Source organism: Burkholderia stagnalis (assembly GCF_902830275.1).
Lineage (GTDB): Bacteria > Pseudomonadota > Gammaproteobacteria > Burkholderiales > Burkholderiaceae > Burkholderia > Burkholderia stagnalis.
Window position 1 is genome coordinate 21,722 of sequence record NZ_CADESW010000028.1, and the last position, 19,629, is coordinate 41,350.

19 protein-coding genes and 1 tRNA gene are annotated in these 19,629 nt (G+C 67.2%); 10 read left to right on the plus strand and 10 right to left on the minus strand.

The features are described 5' to 3' along the window. Positions 1 to 3 precede the first annotated feature (3 nt). The 4 genes from ftsA (at position 4) to lpxC (ending at position 4,399) form a co-directional block, all read left to right on the plus strand. Positions 4 to 1,236 (plus strand): cell division protein FtsA, encoded by a 1,233-nt coding sequence (gene ftsA / locus HWY45_RS32475; protein ID WP_010091242.1) that lies wholly within the window; start codon positions 4 to 6, stop codon positions 1,234 to 1,236. A gap of 112 nt (positions 1,237 to 1,348) precedes the next feature. Further along, positions 1,349 to 2,548, plus strand: a complete 1,200-nt coding sequence (gene ftsZ / locus HWY45_RS32480; RefSeq protein WP_017333468.1) for a cell division protein FtsZ — start codon at positions 1,349 to 1,351, stop codon at positions 2,546 to 2,548. Positions 2,549 to 2,733: 185 nt separating this feature from the next. Next, entirely contained in the window at positions 2,734 to 3,240 is a 507-nt protein-coding gene (locus HWY45_RS32485; protein WP_059564590.1) for a peroxiredoxin, read from the plus strand. 241 nt (positions 3,241 to 3,481) lie between these two features. After that, on the plus strand, positions 3,482 to 4,399 hold the full coding sequence (lpxC, locus tag HWY45_RS32490) for a UDP-3-O-acyl-N-acetylglucosamine deacetylase (RefSeq protein ID WP_059564589.1): 918 nt from the start codon (positions 3,482 to 3,484) through the stop codon (positions 4,397 to 4,399). An 85-nt stretch (positions 4,400 to 4,484) separates the two neighbouring features. On the opposite strand, the gene HWY45_RS32495 is transcribed toward lpxC, so the two are convergent. Beyond that, positions 4,485 to 4,964 (minus strand): DciA family protein, encoded by a 480-nt coding sequence (locus HWY45_RS32495; protein ID WP_059564588.1) that lies wholly within the window; start codon positions 4,962 to 4,964, stop codon positions 4,485 to 4,487. Positions 4,965 to 5,225: 261 nt separating this feature from the next. Here HWY45_RS32495 and secA point away from each other — a divergent pair, with 261 nt between their 5' ends. The 4 genes from secA (at position 5,226) to HWY45_RS32515 (ending at position 10,742) form a co-directional block, all read left to right on the plus strand. Next, positions 5,226 to 8,027 (plus strand): preprotein translocase subunit SecA, encoded by a 2,802-nt coding sequence (gene secA, locus HWY45_RS32500; RefSeq protein WP_059809182.1) that lies wholly within the window; start codon positions 5,226 to 5,228, stop codon positions 8,025 to 8,027. Between the two features lie 143 nt (positions 8,028 to 8,170). Continuing rightward, positions 8,171 to 9,412, plus strand: a complete 1,242-nt coding sequence (gene argJ, locus HWY45_RS32505; RefSeq protein WP_059878694.1) for a bifunctional glutamate N-acetyltransferase/amino-acid acetyltransferase ArgJ — start codon at positions 8,171 to 8,173, stop codon at positions 9,410 to 9,412. A 20-nt stretch (positions 9,413 to 9,432) separates the two neighbouring features. Beyond that, positions 9,433 to 10,302 (plus strand): ATP-binding protein, encoded by an 870-nt coding sequence (locus tag HWY45_RS32510; protein WP_059564585.1) that lies wholly within the window; start codon positions 9,433 to 9,435, stop codon positions 10,300 to 10,302. Next, positions 10,299 to 10,742 (plus strand): NUDIX domain-containing protein, encoded by a 444-nt coding sequence (locus HWY45_RS32515; RefSeq protein ID WP_059564584.1) that lies wholly within the window; start codon positions 10,299 to 10,301, stop codon positions 10,740 to 10,742. Before HWY45_RS32510 ends, HWY45_RS32515 begins: the two co-directional genes overlap by 4 nt. A 48-nt stretch (positions 10,743 to 10,790) precedes the next feature. On the opposite strand, the gene HWY45_RS32520 is transcribed toward HWY45_RS32515, so the two are convergent. The 9 genes from HWY45_RS32520 to HWY45_RS32560 form a co-directional block, all read right to left on the minus strand. Then, positions 10,791 to 10,991 carry a DNA gyrase inhibitor YacG gene (locus tag HWY45_RS32520; protein ID WP_059564583.1) on the minus strand — a complete coding sequence of 67 codons (201 nt, stop codon included), beginning with the start codon at positions 10,989 to 10,991 and terminating at the stop codon, positions 10,791 to 10,793. Positions 10,992 to 11,019: 28 nt separating this feature from the next. Beyond that, a complete protein-coding gene (gene zapD, locus HWY45_RS32525; RefSeq protein WP_059878699.1) occupies positions 11,020 to 11,775 on the minus strand; it encodes a cell division protein ZapD in 756 nt (251 codons plus the stop codon). A gap of 132 nt (positions 11,776 to 11,907) precedes the next feature. Continuing rightward, on the minus strand, positions 11,908 to 12,516 hold the full coding sequence (gene coaE / locus HWY45_RS32530) for a dephospho-CoA kinase (protein ID WP_059878701.1): 609 nt from the start codon (positions 12,514 to 12,516) through the stop codon (positions 11,908 to 11,910). 1 nt (position 12,517) lies between these two features. Continuing rightward, the gene (locus HWY45_RS32535) at positions 12,518 to 13,426 is read right to left on the minus strand and encodes a prepilin peptidase (RefSeq protein ID WP_059564581.1); all 909 of its coding nucleotides are present in this window, start codon (positions 13,424 to 13,426) and stop codon (positions 12,518 to 12,520) included. Between the two features lie 44 nt (positions 13,427 to 13,470). Continuing rightward, on the minus strand, positions 13,471 to 14,682 hold the full coding sequence (locus HWY45_RS32540) for a type II secretion system F family protein (protein WP_059878704.1): 1,212 nt from the start codon (positions 14,680 to 14,682) through the stop codon (positions 13,471 to 13,473). Then, positions 14,679 to 15,938 carry a GspE/PulE family protein gene (locus tag HWY45_RS32545; protein WP_059878707.1) on the minus strand — a complete coding sequence of 420 codons (1,260 nt, stop codon included), beginning with the start codon at positions 15,936 to 15,938 and terminating at the stop codon, positions 14,679 to 14,681. Before HWY45_RS32545 ends, HWY45_RS32540 begins: the two co-directional genes overlap by 4 nt. A gap of 83 nt (positions 15,939 to 16,021) precedes the next feature. After that, the gene (locus HWY45_RS32550) at positions 16,022 to 17,314 is read right to left on the minus strand and encodes an HlyC/CorC family transporter (RefSeq protein WP_059564578.1); all 1,293 of its coding nucleotides are present in this window, start codon (positions 17,312 to 17,314) and stop codon (positions 16,022 to 16,024) included. A gap of 143 nt (positions 17,315 to 17,457) precedes the next feature. Beyond that, positions 17,458 to 17,534: transfer RNA gene (locus tag HWY45_RS32555), tRNA-Pro, on the minus strand. 218 nt (positions 17,535 to 17,752) lie between these two features. Then, entirely contained in the window at positions 17,753 to 18,748 is a 996-nt protein-coding gene (locus tag HWY45_RS32560; protein WP_059564616.1) for a polyprenyl synthetase family protein, read from the minus strand. Positions 18,749 to 18,957: 209 nt separating this feature from the next. Between HWY45_RS32560 and rplU the strand changes: the two genes are divergently transcribed. Both rplU and rpmA read left to right on the plus strand, forming a co-directional pair. Next, a complete protein-coding gene (gene rplU, locus HWY45_RS32565; RefSeq protein ID WP_006025184.1) occupies positions 18,958 to 19,269 on the plus strand; it encodes a 50S ribosomal protein L21 in 312 nt (103 codons plus the stop codon). A gap of 24 nt (positions 19,270 to 19,293) precedes the next feature. After that, the gene (rpmA, locus tag HWY45_RS32570; protein ID WP_006400419.1) at positions 19,294 to 19,557 is read left to right on the plus strand and encodes a 50S ribosomal protein L27; all 264 of its coding nucleotides are present in this window, start codon (positions 19,294 to 19,296) and stop codon (positions 19,555 to 19,557) included. Positions 19,558 to 19,629 lie beyond the last annotated feature (72 nt).

Sequence of the window (19,629 nt, forward strand, 5' to 3'; positions counted from 1 at the left end):
TTTATGAGCAAAGACTACAAGGATCTGCTGGTTTCCCTCGACATCGGCACGTCGAAGGTGGTGGCCGTCGTCGCCGAGCTGAAGGGCGAGGGTCACTACGAGGTGATCGGCCTCGGCCAGAGCGAATCGAAAGGTCTGAAAAAAGGCGTGGTGGTGAACATCGAGGCCACCGTGCAGTCGATCCAGCGCGCGCTCGAGGAAGCGGAGCTGATGGCCGACTGCAAGATCACCAACGTGTTCACGGGGATCGCCGGCAGCCATATCCGCAGCTTCAACTCGAGCGGGATGGTCGCGATCAAGGACAAGGAAGTCACGCAGACCGACGTCGCGCGCGTGATCGAGACCGCGAAGGCGATCAACATCCCGACCGACCAGCAGGTGCTGCACATCCTCACGCAGGAATTCATCATCGACGGCCAGGAAGACGTGCGCGAGCCGATCGGCATGAGCGGCATCCGCCTCGAGGTGAAGGTGCACATCGTGACGGGCGCGGTGAGCGCCGCGCAGAACATCGTCAAGTGCGTGCGCCGCTGCGGGCTGGAAGTGAACGACCTGATCCTGCAGCCGCTCGCGTCGTCGCTCGCGGTGCTGACCGAGGACGAGAAGGATCTCGGCGTGGTGCTGGTCGACGTCGGCGGCGGCACGACCGACATCGCGATCTTCGCGGAAGGCGCGATCCGCCACACCGCGGTGATCCCGATCGCCGGCGACCAGATCACGAGCGACATCGCGATGGCGCTGCGCACGCCGACGCCGGACGCGGAAGACATCAAGGTCAGCTACGGGATCGCGAAGCAGGCGCTCGCCGATCCGGACGAGATGGTCGAAGTGCCGGGCCTCGGCGAACGCGGCCCGCGCACGCTGTCGCGCCAGGCGCTTGCCGCGGTGATCGAGCCGCGCGTCGAGGAGCTGTTCTCGCTGGTGCAGCAGGTCGTGCGCGAGTCGGGTTACGAAGAACTCCTGAGCTCCGGCGTGGTCATTACCGGCGGCGCGGCGATGATGCCGGGCATGGTCGAGCTCGGCGAAGACATTTTCCTGAAACCGGTGCGCATCGGCGCGCCGGAATACGCGGGCGGCCTGGCCGACGTCGTGCGCAATCCGCGCTATTCGACGGCGATGGGGCTGCTCGTGGAAGGCAGTGCTCAGCGCATGCGCGGCCGCAAGGTCGCCGTGCAGTCCGGCAACGCGGGACAGATCTTCTCGCGGATGAAGGAATGGTTCCTGAGCAACTTCTGACGAACCGAATCGAAATTCGCGCCGGTGCCGGCGGCTGGCGCGCGACAGGGGGTTGCCCGATCTCCTGCCGAATAACGGCCGAGTAGCGGTAATTTTCTTGACGGAGGCAACAATGGAATTCCAAATGCTGGAAACCGAAACCAACGGCACCATCATCAAGGTGGTGGGTGTTGGCGGCGCTGGCGGCAATGCCGTGCAGCACATGATCAACCGCGGCGTGCAAGGCGTCGACTTCATCGTGATGAACACGGACGCGCAGGCGCTGTCGCGTTCGCGTGCGCCATCGGTGATCCAGCTCGGCAACACCGGCCTCGGCGCCGGCGCGAAGCCGGAAATGGGCCGTGCGGCGGCCGAGGAAGCGCGTGAGCGCATCGCCGACGCGCTGCGCGGCGCGCACATGGTGTTCATCACCGCCGGCATGGGCGGCGGCACCGGCACGGGCGCAGCCCCGGTCGTCGCGCAGATCGCGAAGGAGATGGGCATTCTGACGGTCGGCGTCGTCAGCAAGCCGTTCGAATTCGAAGGCGGCAAGCGGATGCGTGTTGCCGAAGCCGGCTCGCAGCAACTGGAGGATCACGTCGACTCGCTGATCGTCGTGCTGAACGACAAGCTGTTCGACGTGATGGGCGACGACGCCGAGATGGACAAGTGCTTCCAGTGCGCGGACGACGTGTTGAACAACGCGGTGGCAGGCATCGCGGAAATCATCAACGTCGACGGTCTGGTCAACGTCGACTTCGAAGACGTGAAGACGGTGATGGGCGAGCAGGGCAAGGCGATGATGGGCACGGCGACGGTCGCCGGCGTCGATCGCGCGCGCCTCGCGGCGGAACAGGCCGTGGCGAGCCCGCTGCTCGAAGGCGTCGACCTGTCGGGCGCGCGCGGCGTGCTGGTCAACATCACGTCGAGCCGTTCGCTGCGCCTGTCGGAAACGCGCGAAGTGATGAACACGATCAAGAGCTACGCGGCGGAAGACGCGACGGTGATCTTCGGTGCGGTGTACGACGACGCGATGGGCGACGCGCTGCGCGTGACGGTGGTCGCGACGGGCCTCGGCCGTGCGGCGAAGAAGCAGCAGTCGGCGCCGATGACGCTGCTGCGCACCGGCACGGACAACCAGCCGATCAACGCGGTGTCGCACAACAGCTACGCACCGGCGCATCACGTCAGCACGGCCGACTACGGCGCGCTGGACACGCCGGCCGTGTGGCGCAACTCGCGCGAAACCGCGGCGTCGCACGTGCAAGCGCTGCAGGAGAAGGGTGTCGACACGTACGACATCCCGGCTTTCCTGCGCAAGCAGGCTGACTGAGGCACACGGGCGAAGCCGCGGCGGGGTCGCCGCGGCGGAGCCGGCGTGACGGATGCTACGGACCGTGACAGGCCGCGTCGGATGCGACGCCGGGCCGGGAAACGTGCCCTCTTCGCTTCGGCGAGGCGGGATGGGCCGTGCTGTCCGTGTCACGCGACTGACCGTATCGCTATGAGGGACCAGCCATGATTCAAGTGGGCGACGCGCTGCCCGACGCGCAACTGTTCGAGTTCATCGACGACGCGCGCGACGGCTGTACGCTGGGGCCGAACGCCCGCAGCGTGCGCGAGCAGACGGCGGGCAAGCGGGTGGTGATCTTCGGATTGCCCGGCGCTTTCACGCCGACCTGTTCGGCGCAACACGTGCCGGGCTATGTCGAGCACGCCGACGCATTGCGCGCGGCCGGCATCGACGAGATCTGGTGCGTGTCCGTCAACGACGCATTCGTGATGGGCGCTTGGGGACGTGATCTGCACACCGCGGGCAAGGTGCGCATGATGGCGGACGGCAGCGCGGCTTTCACTCATGCGCTGGGGCTGACGCAGGATTTGTCCGCGCGCGGCATGGGGATTCGCTCCCTGCGCTACGCGATGGTGGTCGACGACAGTGTGGTCAAGACGCTGGCCGTCGAAGCGCCGGGCAAGTTCGAAGTGAGCGATGCGGCGAGTGTGCTGGCAATGTTGACGCCCTGATTGCGCGGTGCGCCGTTGCCTGCGGGCAACACGGCGTATCGGCCGCAGGGCAGTTTGTAACACGGGCTGATGACCGGAAACGCCTCCGTTCCGGGCATCGGCCCGTCCCGTATCGGCTGGGGTAAACGGCCGATACAGATTGATACGCAGTTTCAAACTGCGGCGAATAGGGATTTACGCTATAATCTCGCCTATCGAATATAACGCCTGATTGATATCTTCAATCAAGACGAAGAACACCATGTTGAAGCAGCGCACCATCAAATCGATCGTGAAGACCGTGGGTATTGGTCTCCACTCGGGCCGCAAGGTTGAACTGACGCTCCGTCCCGCCGCGCCGGGCACGGGTATCGTGTTTTCGCGCGTCGACCTGCCGACCCCCGTCGACATCCCGGCATCGGCGATGTCGATCGGCGACACGCGGCTCGCGTCGGTCCTGCAGAAGGATGGCGCGCGCGTGTCGACCGTCGAGCACCTGATGTCCGCGTGTGCGGGTCTCGGCATCGACAACCTGTACGTTGACGTGACCGCCGAGGAAATCCCGATCATGGACGGCAGCGCAGCGTCGTTCGTGTTCCTGATCCAGTCGGCCGGCATCGAAGAGCAGAATGCGCCGAAGCGGTTCATCAAGGTCACGAAGCCGGTGGAAATCCGCGATGGCGACAAGTTTGCGCGCCTCGACCCCTATTTCGGCTTCAAGCTGAAGTTCACGATCGACTTCCGCCATCCGGCGGTCGACAAGACCGGCCAGGAGCTCGAGGTCGATTTCGCGAACACGTCGTACGTGCGCGAGATCGCGCGTGCGCGCACGTTCGGTTTTGCGCACGAGGTCGAGATGATGCGCGAGCTGGGCCTGGCGCGCGGCGGCAGCATGGACAACGCGATCGTGCTCGACGAGTACCGCATCCTGAACAACGACGGGCTGCGCTACGACGACGAGTTCGTGAAGCACAAGATGCTCGATGCGATCGGCGACCTCTACGTGGTCGGCCATCCGCTGCTGGCGTCGTACACCGCGTACAAGTCGGGGCATGGGCTGAACAACGCGCTGCTGCGCGAACTGCTCGCGCACGAGGATGCGTACGAAATCGTTACGTTCGACGATCCGTCGACCGCCCCGAGCGGCTTCGCGTTCGATACGCAGACGGCATTCGCCTGAGCGCGCTGTAAGCGCTGATATAAGAAAAAGCGGCCTGCGGGCCGCTTTTTTGCATTCTGGCGCGTGTGCGTTGCGGAGCGGGTGGTCAGCGCGGCGTCTTCGCGCCGTGGCGGGCGGCCATTCGCGCGAGCGCCGCCTGCAGCGGCGACGGCTCGAGGTGGTCGGCCAGCTCGCGCAGCGCCTCGGCGCCGACGGACGTCATCCGCGCCTGCTTCACGTGCGGCGGCGGCGGCGCGTCCTTCGGCCGTATGCGCACGCGCAGCGACGTCACCGGCCAGCCGCGCTGCTGGAGCTCGCCGAGCAGCCGCGGTTCGACCTGGCGCAGCCGCGCGGCCAGCGCGTTGTGTGCTGCAAACAGGGTCAGGACGCCATCCTTGATGAAGCCCGGCTCGACGTGGCTGGCGAGATAGTCGGGCAGCAGCGTGGCGAGGTCGCGCTGCAGCGCGGCGATCTGCTCGACGCCGGCGCGCAGCGCCGCGAACGCGTCGGTGCGGCCGAGCACCTCGGACACGGGTTGCGGACGATACGGGCCGAGCGGGCCGAAACGCTTGGAAAATCGGTTCATCGAGGCTTTCTTCGGGTGCGGTGGCGCGCGTAGTCTGACGCCGACGATTGTACCCGCGTCGGCGGGCGCGTGGCCCGCCTGGCCGCCATTGCGCCGGGTGGGGGCGGCCGGGTCGGCCGTCCGGCCCGGACACGGGCGCACGCTTCCTCGCGTGCTAAAATTCGACGTTTGTATTCACTCATACGCTAAGCCGCCGAGGCTCGGGCGTCGGGGCGCGCGACGCGCGCCGGGCGCCGGTGCTGCGACGCAGGATCCGATCCGATGACAACCGGTTTTCTCCAGAAAATTTTTGGCAGCCGCAACCAGCGGCTCGTCAAGCAATATCAAAAGACCGTCGCGGCGATCAATGCGCTCGAAACGCAGATCGAGAAGCTGACGGACGACCAGTTGCGCGGCAAGACGGACGAATTCCGCCAGCGGGTCGCGGCCGGCGAGTCGCTCGACAAGCTGCTGCCCGAGGCGTTCGCGGTGTGCCGCGAGGCGAGCCGCCGGGTGCTCAAGATGCGGCACTTCGACGTGCAGCTGATCGGCGGCATGGTGCTCCATTACGGCAAGATCGCCGAAATGCGCACCGGCGAAGGCAAGACGCTCGTCGCGACGCTGCCCGTATACCTGAACGCGCTGTCGGGCCGCGGCGTGCACGTCGTGACGGTGAACGACTATCTCGCGCAGCGTGACGCCGAGTGGATGGCGCGCCTCTACAACTTCCTCGGGCTGTCGGTCGGCATCAACCTGTCCGGCATGGAGCACGAGCAGAAGCAGCAGGCGTACGCGTCCGACATCACGTACGGCACGAACAACGAGTTCGGCTTCGACTACCTGCGCGACAACATGGTCTACGAGACCGACGCGCGCGTGCAGCGCGCGCTCAACTTCGCGGTGGTCGACGAGGTCGACTCGATCCTGATCGACGAGGCGCGCACGCCGCTGATCATCTCCGGCCAGGCCGAGGACCACACCGATCTCTACGTGCGGATGAACGCGCTGCCGCCGCTGCTCGAGCGCCAGATCGGCGAGGAGAAGGCGGACGGCACCGGCGTCGAGAAGCCGGGCGACTATACGCTCGACGAGAAGGGCCGCCAGGTGTTCCTGACGGAAGCGGGCCACGAGAAGGCCGAGCGCCTGCTTGCCGAGTGGGGCCTGATCGGCGACGGCGAGAGCCTGTACGCGCCGCAGAACATCACGCTGATGCACCACGTGTACGCGGCGCTGCGCGCGCACACGCTGTTCCACAAGGATCAGCACTACGTCGTGCAGGAAGGCGAAGTGGTCATCGTCGACGAGTTCACGGGCCGCCTGATGGCGGGCCGCCGCTGGTCCGACGGCCTGCACCAGGCGGTCGAGGCGAAGGAGCACGTGAAGATCCAGAGCGAGAACCAGACGCTCGCGTCGATCACGTTCCAGAACTACTTCCGGATGTACGCGAAGCTGTCGGGCATGACCGGCACCGCCGATACCGAAGCGTACGAATTCAACGAGATCTACGGTCTCGAGACGGTCGTGATCCCGACCAACCGTCCGCCGAAGCGGATCGACAAGCAGGATCAGATCTACAAGACGGCCAAGGAACGCTACGACGCGGTGATCCGCGACATCCGCGAATGCTACGAGCGCGGCCAGCCGGTGCTGGTCGGCACGACGTCGATCGAGAACTCCGAGCTGCTGTCGCACCTGCTGAAGCAGGCCGGGCTGCCGCACGAGGTGCTGAACGCGAAGCAGCACGCGCGCGAAGCGGCGATCGTCGCCGAGGCGGGGCGCCCGCAGCGCGTCACGATCGCGACCAACATGGCGGGCCGCGGTACCGACATCGTGCTCGGCGGCAACGCCGAGAAGCAGGCCGCGTTCATCGAGGCCGACGAGTCGATTCCGGCGGACGAAAAGGCGCGCCGCATCCAGAAGCTGCACGACGAGTGGGAAACGCTGCACGAGCAGGTGAAGGCCGCGGGCGGCCTGCACATCATCGGCACCGAGCGTCACGAGTCGCGCCGGATCGACAACCAGTTGCGCGGCCGTGCGGGCCGCCAGGGCGATCCGGGCTCGTCGCGCTTCTACCTGTCGCTGGACGATCCGCTGCTGCGCATCTTCGCGGGCGACCGCGTGCGCGCGATCATGGATCGCCTGAAGATGCCGGAAGGCGAGGCGATCGAGGCTGGCATCGTCACGCGTTCGATCGAATCCGCGCAACGCAAGGTCGAGGCGCGCAACTTCGACATCCGCAAGCAGCTGCTCGAATACGACGACGTGTCGAACGACCAGCGCAAGGTCATCTACCAGCAGCGCAACGAGCTGCTCGAGGCGCACGACATCACCGAGACGATCGGCGCGATGCGCCACGGCGTGCTCGGCGACGTGGTCCGCCAGTTCGTGCCGGCAGGCAGCATCGAAGAGCAGTGGGATATCCCCGAGCTCGAGGAAGCGCTGCGCAACGACTGGCAGCTCGATCTCGCGATCCAGGAAATGGTGAACGAGTCGTCGTCGATCACGGCGGACGAGATTCTCGAGGCCGTGACGACCGCCGCCGACGAGCAGTACGAGTCGAAGGTCGCGCTGGTCGGCCGCGAGTCGTTCAGCGCGTTCGAGCGCTCGGTGATGCTGCAGTCGGTCGACCGCCTGTGGCGCGAGCACCTCGCGGCGCTCGACCACCTGCGCCAGGGCATCCACCTGCGCGGCTACGCGCAGAAGAACCCGAAGCAGGAATACAAGCGCGAGGCGTTCGAGCTGTTCGCCGCGATGCTCGAGGCGATCAAGCAGGAAGTCACGCGGATCGTGATGAACGTGCAGATCCAGTCGCCGGAGCAGCTCGAGGAAGCCGCCGAGCAGATCGAGGAACGCGGCAGCGGCCAGCTCGAGAACGTCGAGTATCAGCATGCCGAGTTCGCCGAGGCGGGCGCGCCGGTGGCCGGCGGCGCGGCGGTTGCAGCCGCGGCGGCGACTGCCGAGATGGTCGGCAGCGCGATGACCCACAGCGGCCCCGGCGGCGAGCTGCCGAAGGTCGGCCGCAACGATCCGTGCCCGTGCGGCAGCGGCAAGAAGTACAAGCACTGTCACGGCAAGCTGTCGTGATCGAATGCGGCGCGCGATGAGCGCGCCGCGTCGTTTGCAGCGTTGAATGGTGATGTGAGTTGCGGCGGCCCGCGCATGCGGCCGCCGGTTCGTTCAATCGATGCCGGCACGCGCCGGCATTTTCCTTCCGGCAGGTGTTTCTCATGGCTGTCAATTTCCCGTCGATCGATCCCGCCCAACTGCATCCCGTCGCCGGCGTCACGCTGGGCTGGGCGGAAGCCAACATCCGCAAGCCGAACCGCAAGGACGTGCTGGTCATTTCCGTCGACGGCGACGCGACGGTCGCGGGCGTGTTCACCGAGAACCGCTTCTGCGCCGCGCCCGTGACGGTGTGCCGCGAACATCTGGCGAAGGTGCGCGCGGGCGGCGCGGGCATTCGCGCGCTGGTCGTCAACACCGGCAACGCGAACGCGGGCACCGGCGAGCCGGGCCTCGCGAACGCGCGCGAAACCTGCGCGGAGCTCGCGCGTCTCGCCGGCATCGAGCCGGCGCAGGTGCTGCCGTTCTCGACGGGCGTGATCCTCGAGCCGCTGCCGATCGACCGCCTGAAGGCCGGCCTGCCGGCAGCGCTCGCGAACCGCAAGGCCGCGAACTGGTACGACGCGGCGCAGGCGATCATGACGACCGACACGCTGCCGAAGGCGACTTCGCGCCAGGTGACGATCGACGGCCACACGGTCACGCTGACCGGCATCAGCAAGGGCGCGGGCATGATCAAGCCGAACATGGCGACCATGCTCGGCTTCCTCGCGTTCGACGCGAACGTCGCCCAGCCGGTACTCGACACGCTCGTGAAGGAAGTCGCGAACCGCTCGTTCAACTGCATCACGATCGACGGCGACACGTCGACCAACGACTCGTTCATCCTGATCGCATCCGGCAAGAGCACGCTGCCGGCGATCACGTCGACCGATTCGCCCGCCTACGCGGCGCTGCGCGATGCGGTCACCGAGGTCGCGCAGGTGCTGTCGCAACTGATCGTGCGCGACGGCGAAGGCGCGACGAAGTTCATCACGGTGCAGGTCGAGGGCGGCAAGGACGTCGCCGAATGCCGCCAGATCGCCTACGCGATCGGCCACTCGCCGCTCGTGAAGACGGCGTTCTACGCATCGGATCCGAACCTCGGCCGCATTCTCGCGGCGATCGGCTACGCGGGCGTCGCCGATCTCGATGTCGGCAAGATCGACCTGTATCTCGACGACGTGCTGGTCGCGAAGGCGGGCGGCCGCAACCCGGCCTACCAGGAAGAGGACGGTCAGCGCGTGATGAAGCAGAGCGAGATCACGATCCGCGTGCTGCTCGGCCGCGGCGACGCGCAGGCGACGATCTGGACCTGCGACCTGTCGCATGACTACGTGAGCATCAACGCGGACTACCGCTCCTGAACGGGGGCGCACGAGACATCATGGACAAGCTCGAACAGTTCCTGGCGCGCGCGGAAACGCTGCTCGGCCGCCTCGAGGCGATGCTGCCGCCCGCGTCGGCGGCGGTCGACTGGACTGCCGCGCACGCGTTCCGCTGGCGCAAGCGCCAGGGGCGCGGTTATCTGCAGCCGGTGCCGGCCGTGTCGTCGATCACGCTCGCCGACCTGCACAACATCGATCGCCAGAAAGGGCTGATCGAGCAGAACACGCGGCAATTCGTGCAGCGCAAGCCGGCCAACAACGTGCTGCTGACGGGCGCGCGCGGCACCGGCAAGTCGTCGCTGATCAAGGCGTGCCTGAACGCATACGCGAACGACGGGCTGCGCCTGATCGAGGTCGACAAGGACGACCTGCATGATCTCGGCGACATCGTCGACCTGATCGCGCAGCGTCCCGAGCGCTTCATCGTGTTCTGCGACGACCTGTCGTTCGAGGAAGGCGAATCGGGCTACAAGGCGCTGAAGGTCGCCCTCGACGGCTCGATCGCCGCGCAGTCGGACAACGTGCTGATCTACGCGACGTCGAACCGGCGCCATCTGCTGCCCGAGTACATGAGCGACAACGAGACGTACAAGCACCTGCCCGACGGCGAGATCCATCCGGGCGAGGTCGTCGAGGAAAAGATCTCGCTGTCCGAGCGCTTCGGCCTGTGGGTCAGCTTCTATCCGTTCAAGCAGGACGATTACCTCGGCATCGTCGCGCACTGGCTGCGCCATTTCGGTTGCGGCGACGCGGAAATCGAGCAGGCGCGCGGCGATGCGCTGGTGTGGGCGCTCGAGCGCGGTTCGCGCTCCGGGCGCGTCGCGTGGCAGTTCGCGCGCGACTGGTCGGGACGCAAGGAGCAGGCATGAGCACGGATCTCGCACCGGGCGCCGTGCGCGCGCCCGACGGCCGGAAGGTGACCGAGGTCGCGGTCGGCATCATGGTGCAGCCGGACGGCCGCTACCTGCTCGCGCAGCGGCTGAAGGGCAAGCCGTATGAGGGCTACTGGGAGTTTCCGGGCGGCAAGCTCGAAGCGGGGGAAAGCGTCGAGGACGCGCTCGCGCGCGAACTGCACGAGGAGCTCGGCATCGTCGTCACCGCATGCCACCGCTGGCATACGCTCGAGCACGATTATCCGCACGCGTACGTGCGGCTCTACTTCTGCAAGGTGACGGGTTGGCGCGGCGAGCCGCACAGCAAGGAAGGGCAGGCATTCGTCTGGCAGCACCTGCCGGTCGATGTCGCGCCGCTGTTGCCCGCGGCGCTGCCGGTGCTCGAACTGCTCGCGAAGGACGAAGCGCAACGCTGAGGCCGGGCGGCGCGCCGGGAGGCGGGCCGCATCGCGTCGTGCGCCGGTTCAGCTCGGGCGGCGCCCGTCCGTGCTGTCGTCTTCCTCGGACAGCGGCGAGTCGTCCGATCCACCGATCCGGTATTTTTCCGCGGCCCATGCGCCGAGATCGAGCTGCTTGCAGCGCGCGGAGCAGAAGGGACGGAAGCGATTTTCAGGCGTCCAGCGCACGTCGGCGCCGCAGGACGGGCATTTCACAACGGTAGTCATACGAAAGCGTCGATCCGGCACATGGCCGTTACAGATTGCACAGGGTCAGGTGGAACGGTACGTCGATGTCCACGGCACGCGGCCGGACATCGCCGTCCTGCATGGTGAACCGCACCCACAGCATGTACTTGTTCGCGCTTGCCTCGGGAATCACGCGCAGCTCGGGCGCCACGCGCACCTGCATCAGTTGATAGCTGCGACCGGACAGCATCTGCTGATAGCTGCCCTGCATCGCCATCACCTTCGACGCCTGGCCGGACTCGCGCGCGAGGCGCAGCACGATCGCCGCCGCATCGCGCAGCGGCAGCAGCGGCAGGATCCACTTGGCAATGTCCTGGCGCCGCTGCTCCGCGGGCCATTGCTGCCATGCGTAGTACGACGGCAGATCGAATTTGCAGGTGCCGCCGGGAATCACCGCGCGGCTGCGGATGCTCGCGAGCCACTCGTTGTCGACGAGGTGCTGGCCCGTCTTGCCCTGCATCTGCGTGAGGTTCGCGAGCGTCTGCTCGATCTCGCCGAGCACGGCCTCGAGCGCGTTCTGTTCGATGCCGGGATTGCCGCGAAACGGGGCGAGCGTCTGGCGCTGGCGTTCGAGCTCCTTCAGCAGATCCGACTTCAGATCCGCACGGCCCGTGACTTCGGCGATTTCGAACAGCGTCGTCAGCGCGACGTGATGTTCCCGCGCGTCTTCTTGAGCCAAAAAGAACGCGAAGCGCTCGAACAGGTCTTCGAGGCGCAGCAACGTGCGAATTCGCTCATTGAACGGATACTCGTAAAGAATCAAGCGCGCTCGCCTCTAGGGTAGGGGGTGAAACAATGCAGGACATTCTAATGCCCACGCTCTACCCTAGCAACGCGCCAATTTCGTGCACCATCATTGCGTGCGTGGTGCATGCGCGAAGCTGCCGCGCGGTGCTCATTTTGCCGCGGCTGCGCATGCGAGATAGCGCTGGTGCAGCGCATCGACCTGGGCGGCGAGCGCATCGGGCGTCGTTGCATCGTTGACGATGACGTCGTCGGCGGCGGCAAGGCGGGCATCGCGCGTCGCTTGCCGCGCGACGATCGCCTCGACCTGCTCGCGCGTGAAACCGTTGCGGCGCATCACGCGCGCGATCTGGGTCTCGACGTCGCAATCGACGACGAGCACGCGATCGGCCCGCGCTTTCCAGCTGCCGGATTCGACGAGCAGCGGCACCACGTACATCAGGTATGCGCCTTGCGCCTCTCGTGCTTCGCGATCGGTCTCCGCGCGGATCAGCGGATGCGTGATCGCCTCGAGACGCCGCCGCGCGGCATCGTCGCTGAAGATCAGCGCGCGCATCTTCGCGCGGTCGAGCGAGCCGTCCGCCGCGACGAACCGGGGGCCGAACGCCTGCTCGATCGCGGGCATTGCGAGCCCGCCCGGCGCGGTGATGCGGTGGGCGATCAGGTCGGTGTCGACGATCGTCGCGCCGCGCGCAGCGAACAGGTCGGCGACGGTCGTCTTGCCGCTGCCGATGCCGCCGGTGAGTCCTACCGCAAACATGTCAGCCTCCGAGCGCCGAATAGAAAGGGGTGCCGAAAAACAGCGTCGCGGCGCCGCCGGCCGCAAGAAACGGGCCGAACGGAATCGGCTCCTCGAAGCGCATGCGGCCGCGCCAGGTTGCCGCGAGCCCGACGATCGCGCCCGTCACCGCGGCGAACAGCACCACCTGCGGCAGCGCGGCCCAGCCCATCCACGCGCCGAGCGCGGCAAGCAGCTTGAGGTCGCCGAAGCCGATGCCCTCGATGCCGCGCAGCAATCGGAACAGCCAGTAGATCGACCACAGGAACAGGTAGCCGGCCATCGCGCCGATCACTGCCGCGCGCAGCGACGCGAACGTGCCGCCGAGATTGAGCACGAGCCCGGCCCACAGCAGCGGCAGCGTCATCGAATCGGGCAGGTAGCCGGTCTGGATGTCGATCGCGCTCATCGCGAGCAGCGCCGCGCACAGGCCGAACGCGGCCAGCGCGGCGACGGTGGGCCCGAACGACGCGAGCGAGCCGGCGGCGAGCAGCGCGCCCGCCAGTTCGATCAGCGGGTAGCGCGCACCGATCGGGTGGCCGCAGCTGCGACAGCGCCCGCGCTGCAGCAGGTAGCTGACGAGCGGGATGTTCTCCCACGCGCGCAGCACGTGGCCGCAATGCGGGCAGGCGCTGCGCGGCCGCCACAAGTCGTAATGCGTCGGATACCCGTCGTCGGGCTCCGCGCTCGCGCCCGTTGCTTCGGCGATCTCGGCGTGCCACGCGCGCTTCATCATCACGGGCAGCCGGTGCACGACCACGTTGAGGAAGCTGCCGACGCACAGCCCGAGCACGATGGCGAATGCGTACTGCACGGCGGGCGGCAGCAGTGCCAGCGCGGACAGCGCACTCGCGGGCGAATCGGGGGCGGCGTACAGGGGCACGGGCGTCATGTTGGGTGGTGATCGGACTAAAGGCGACAGATTCGGTTGCGATGCTACACCACGTTGCCGAGCTGAAGGATGGGCAGATACATCGCGACGACCAGGCTGCCCACCAGCGCGCCGAGGACGATCACGATCAGCGGTTCGCCGAGCGCGGCGAGCGCATCGAGCTGCGCGTCGAGCTGGCGCTCGCACAGGGCGGCGATGTCGGCGAGCATCGTGTCGAGCGCGCCGGTTTCCTCCGCGACGGCGATCGGCTGCACGACGTCGTCCGGAAAGCAGCCGGCCGCATGCATCGCGTCGGCGAGCCGCGCACCGTGCAGCACGCGCGCCGCGATGCGCGCGGTTGCCTGCTCGAAGACCGGATGGCCGGCGGTGCGCTCGACGGTCGCGAAGGCATCCGCGAGCGGCACGCCGGCCCCGAGCAGCGTCGCGAGCGAACGGCACCATCGCGCGGCCGCGAAGCGGCTCAGCGCATTGCCGACGAGCGGCGCGCGCAGCAGGTGCCGGGCGAGCGAGAAGCGCAGCGCGGGCGAATGCCGGATCGCGTGGCGCGCGGCCGCGCTTGCCAACGCGAGGCCCGCCAGCAACGGCGCACCCCACGCGGACGTGGCGGATGCAAGCGTGAGCAGCACGCGGGTCGGTGCCGGCAACGCCGCGCCGAACCCGTCGAAGATCTGGCGAAAGGTCGGCACGACCCACAGCATCAGCGCAATCGTGATCGCGAGTGCGAACAGGATGACCGACACCGGGTACGCGAGCGCGGCGCGCAGCTTGCGCCGCTGCGCGTCCGAGCGTTCGCGATGATCGGCGACGCGCGTCAGCACCGTGCCGAGCGCGCCGGACGTTTCGCCGACCTCGATCAGCTGGCGATACAGCGCACCGAATTGCGACGGGTAGCGGGCGAGGGCGGCGGCGAAACGGCGGCCGTCGACGATCTCGCGCGCGAGGCCGGCCGCGATGCGCGGCATGCCGTCGGGCCCGCGGGTGCGTGCGAGCGTCTCCAGCGACGGCGCGAGCGGCAGGCCGGCCTGCAGCAGGCTGGCGAGCTGGCGCGTGAAGCGGGTGACGTCCCGGGCGCGGGCGATCGGCGGCCGGGCCGCGCCGCGCGCAGCGAGCGACAGCACGGCGATGCCGGTGCGCGCGAGCATGGCCCGCGCGCCGGCGGCATCGAACGCGATCACGGTGCCGTGGCAAGGCGTGCCATCGTGACGGCGGCCGCGCCACGCAAAGCGGGTCTCGCGCGGCGGGGTGTGCACGGTCATGCGTCCGGCGTCGCGGCGAGCGCTTCCGCGAGACTCGTCGTGCCGTCCGCGACGCGCGCGAGCGCGGCATCGCGCAGGCTGCTCACGCCTTCGCCCACCGCCTGCCGGGCGAGTTCGCCGACGCTTGCGCGCGCGACGATCCGCTCCGCGAGGCCGGACGAAACCGGCATCGTCTGGTGCAGGCCGATGCGGCCGCGATAGCCGATGCCATGGCATTCGGCGCAGCCGCGTGCGACGAACGGCCGCCACCCGGCCGCCAGCGCCGCCGGCTCGCAGCCGGCTTCCCGCAGCAGGCGCGGCGGCGCGTCGGACATCGTGCGGCATGCCGCGCACAGCCGGCGCACGAGGCGTTGCGCGGTGACGAGACGCAGCGCCGCCGCGAGATTGTATGGCGCCACGCCGATGTCGAGCAGCCGCGTGATGGCGGCCGGCGCGTCGTTCGTGTGAAGCGTCGACAGCACGAGGTGCCCGGTCTGCGCGGCCTTGATCGCGACGTCGGCCGTCTCCGCGTCGCGGATCTCGCCGACCATGATGATGTCCGGATCCTGCCGCAGCAGTGCGCGCAGCGCGGTTGCGAAGGTCAGCCCGGCCTTCTCGGCGACGCCGACCTGATTGATGCCGTCGAGCTGGATCTCGGCCGGATCCTCGACCGTGCAGATGTTGCGCGCATCGCGATCGAGCATTTGCAGCGCGCAATACAGCGACAGCGTCTTCCCGCTGCCCGTCGGCCCGGTGACGAGCACGAGGCCGTGCGGCGCGCGGATCGCCGCTTCCATCGCATCGGCCTGTTGCGCATCGAAGCCCAGGCGCGCGAGCGTGAGGTCCGGCGGCAGCGTTTCGAGCCGGCGCAGCACGAGCTTTTCGCCGAACAGCGTGGGAAGCGAGCTGACGCGGTAGTCGCCGCGCCGGCCGGCGGCGAGCGCGACGCGCAGCCGGCCGTCCTGCGGGACGCGGCGTTCGGCGATGTCCATGCGCGCGAGCACCTTGATGCGCGTGACGAGCGCGTCCCGCAGGTGCGCGGGCGGCCGCGCGTGTTCGTGCAGCACGCCGTCGACGCGCAGGCGGATGCGCCAGCCCGTCTCGAACGGCTCGACATGAATGTCGGATGCTTCGCGGTGCGATGCGGCGTGCAGCGTGTCCGTCAGCAGCCGCACGGCGGGTGCGTCGTCGAGCTGGGTTGCGTCGAGCGGGCGGGAAATGGATGCGGGAGCGGGATCGGGGATCGCGGGCGTCCCGTCAGAGGGGGTGAAAAGCATCGATGCCGGCGCGTCGGCCGCCTGGTTACCGTGACCTTCGCATGGTCGCGCGGCAACGGCGGCGCCGGCAGTCGTCCGTCCGGCTAACGCTTGAGCCCGCGGGCGCCGCGCGACGGGCGCGGCCTGAAGAGCTTGACGGTGCGCACGGCTTGGTCGTCGCTGCGCATCACTTCGAGCATCACGTCGCCGATCTTCAGGCACACGTCGTCTTCGGGGATCTCCTCGAGGACTTCGAGGATCAGGCCGTTGAGCGTCTTCGGCCCGTCGGTCGGCAGCTTCAGGTGCAGCCAGCGGTTCAGTTCGCGCAGCGGCATGCTCGCGGCGACGATGCACTCGCCGTTCTCGTCCCATCCGCCCTTGCGCTCGCTGCGCGGCATCGACGTCGTGAACTCGCCGATCAGCTCCTCGATGATGTCCTCGGGCGTGACGAGGCCTTCGAGCTCGCCATATTCGTTGACGATCAATGCGGTGCGCTGGCGCGATTCCTGGAAAAACTGCAGCTGCTGGAACACCGGCGTGCCTGACGGCACGTAGTACGGCTCGGCGAGCAGTGTGCGCAGCGTCTCGCGGTCGAAATCCTGGTTGTGCAGCGCCGTCAGCGTCTTGCGCACGTGCAGCACGCCGAGCACCTTGTCGATGTCGCCCTCATAGACCACGAGGCGGTTGTGATAGCAGGTCTCGAGCTGGTGCAGGATGTCGTCGAGCGGCGCGTAGAAGTTGAGCGATTCGATCTGGCGGCGCGGCACCATCACGTCGTCGACGGTGATGTTTTCCAGGTCGAACAGGTTGAGCAGGATGCTGCGGTGCTTGGTCGGCATGAAGCTGCTCGACTCGAGCACGATGGTGCGCAGCTCGTCGGCCGACAGCCGCTGATCGCGGCCCTTCCCCGTGTCGATGCGCAGCACCCGCAGCACACCGTGCGCGAGCGCGTTGACGAACCAGACGATCGGCTTGAGCACGCGCATCAGCGGTGCGATGACGAGGCTCGCGGGCAGCGCGATGCGCTCCGGGAACGTCGCGCCGGCGATCTTCGGCGCGATTTCGGCGAACACGATGATCAGGAACGCGACGATGCCGGTCGCGATCGACAGCGCGAGGTTGTTACGGCCGAAGGTGTGCAGGGCGATCGACGTCGTGAGGACCGGGATGATCGTGTTGAACAGGTTGTTGCCGATCAGGATCACGCTGAGCAGCTGGTCGGTGCGCGTGAGCAGGCCCTGGGTGGTTTTCGCGCCGAGCGCGCCCTGGCCGGCGAGATGCTTCAGCCGATGGCGGTTGAGCGCCATCATCGCAGTCTCGGAAATGGAAAAGAAGCTGGAACAGAGGAGAAGCAGGAAGACGGCGCCGATTTGCGCCCATAAGGGAATTTGGTCCACGCGTCGGAAAGGGCAGTGAAGGACAGGGATGGAGGGACTATAGCAGAGGCCGGTGGCCGGGGCGTGTCGCGTCGGCGGCACGGGCCGCGCAGTGCGCAGGCAAAAAAAAACCGTGCACCTCGGTGCACGGTTTTTCACAAATCTGGTCGGGGTGAGAGGATTCGAACCTCCGGCCTCTACGTCCCGAACGTAGCGCTCTACCAGGCTAAGCTACACCCCGATTTGGACTCTTTCGACTTGCCGGTCTTCTTCAAGACCGCTGCGTCGTCGAGCAAGAACATAACTATAACAGCGCTTTTTCGAAAATGGAATACCTTGGCGAAGAAATTTTTTGAGACGGGTGCGCTGCGGTCCATTTCGAATCGGCTTTGCCGCTTGCGGCGGGGCCGAAGGTGCTTCAGATGGCGGGCGGCGCGCGCCCGCCGGTCATGCAGTGAGTTACGACTGTCGCGACGTCGAGTACGAGCACAGCTCGAGCAGGCTGTCCTTGTAGACGGAGTTCGGGAACGCGGCGATCGCGGCCGCCGCGGCCTGCGCTTCCTGGCGTGCGCATTCGAGCGTGTGGTCGAGCGCGCCCGAGCGCGTGATCGCGTCGAAGATCGTGTCGAAGCGGTCGGTGCCGCCTTGCTCGATCGCCTCGCGCGCGAGCGCGGCCTGTTCGGGCGTGCCGCGTTCGATCAGATAGATGAGCGGCAGCGTCGGCTTGCCTTCGCGCAGGTCGTCGCCGGCGTTCTTGCCCATCGCCTCGGCGGTGCCGGCATAGTCGAGCCAGTCGTCCATGATCTGGAACGCGGTGCCGATCCGGCGGCCGTACTCGGCCGCGGCAGCCTCGGTCGGCGCGTCGGCGCCTGCGAGCACCGCGCCCAGCCGGGCCGACGCCTCGAACAGCTTGGCTGTCTTGTAGCGGATCACCTGCATGTAGCGGGCCTCGTCGACGTCCGCATCGTGCATGTTGAGCAGCTGCAGCACTTCGCCTTCGGAGATGATCGTCGTCGCCTCCGACAGGATCTCCATCACGCGCATCTTGCCGACGCCGACCATCATCTCGAACGAGCGCGAATAGAGGTAGTCGCCTACCAGCACGCTCGCCGCGTTGCCGAACAGCGCGTTGGCCGTCTGGCGGCCGCGCCGCAGCTCGGATTCGTCGACGACGTCGTCATGCAGCAGCGTGGCCGTGTGGATGAATTCGACGACGGCGGCGAGCACGTGCCGCTGGTGCGACGTTTCGCCGAGCGCGCCCGCGACGAGCAGCAGCAACGCCGGACGCAGCCGCTTGCCGCCCGCGCCGATGATGTACTCGGCGATCTGGTTGATCAGCAGCACGTCGGACGCGAGACTTTGCCGGATGACGCGATTCACCTGCTCCATATCGCTGGTGATCGGGGCGAGCAGGTGGGCGGCGCTGAGGGAAGGGGAGGCGGTGGACGACGACATGATCATGGAATTGGGTGATGCCGCGGATTATAAGTCGAATCCGCGCCACGCCGGTCTGCGACGCGCGCCGCAGGCGCGATTTTGGCCATCCGGCCGAGGGCCGGCGCGGCAATCGCCGATTGGTTTTGACAGCGATGCTAACTCTCTGTATAATCACGCCTTTTCCGCGCGTGGTGTGCGGAAAAATTGGATCCAGAGTGAGGTTCTCAATGTACGCGGTCATAAAAACCGGCGGCAAGCAGTACAAGGTTGCCGTTGGCGAAAAACTCAAAGTAGAACAGATACCGGCTGACATTGACGCTGAAATCACGCTCGACCAGGTTCTCGCAGTGGGCGAAGGCGAATCGATTAAGTTCGGTACGCCGCTGGTCAGTGGGGCTTCCGTCAAGGCCACCGTTGTGTCGCACGGTCGTCATGCCAAGGTCACCATCTTCAAGATGCGTCGCCGGAAGCACTACCAAAAGCACGGCGGCCACCGCCAGAACTACACTGAGCTGCGCATCGACGCGATCAACGCGTAAGCGCCTCGGTAAAGGAGCAATCAGATGGCACACAAAAAGGCAGGCGGCTCTTCCCGGAACGGCCGCGACTCCGAGTCGAAACGTCTCGGCGTGAAAGTGTACGGCGGCCAGGCGATCAACGCCGGCGGCATCATCGTGCGTCAGCGCGGCACCCGCATGCACGCTGGCGAGAACGTCGGCATGGGCAAGGATCACACCCTGTTCGCGCTGGTCGACGGCCACGTGAAGTTCGCGACCAAGGGCGCGGACAAGAAGCATACGGTCATCGTCGTTCCGGCGGCTGCCTAATTCAGGCATCCACGGGCTTCGTAGCCGAAAGGCCCCGCAGTTGTCGCGGGGCCTTTTTTATTTGTCGCCGTG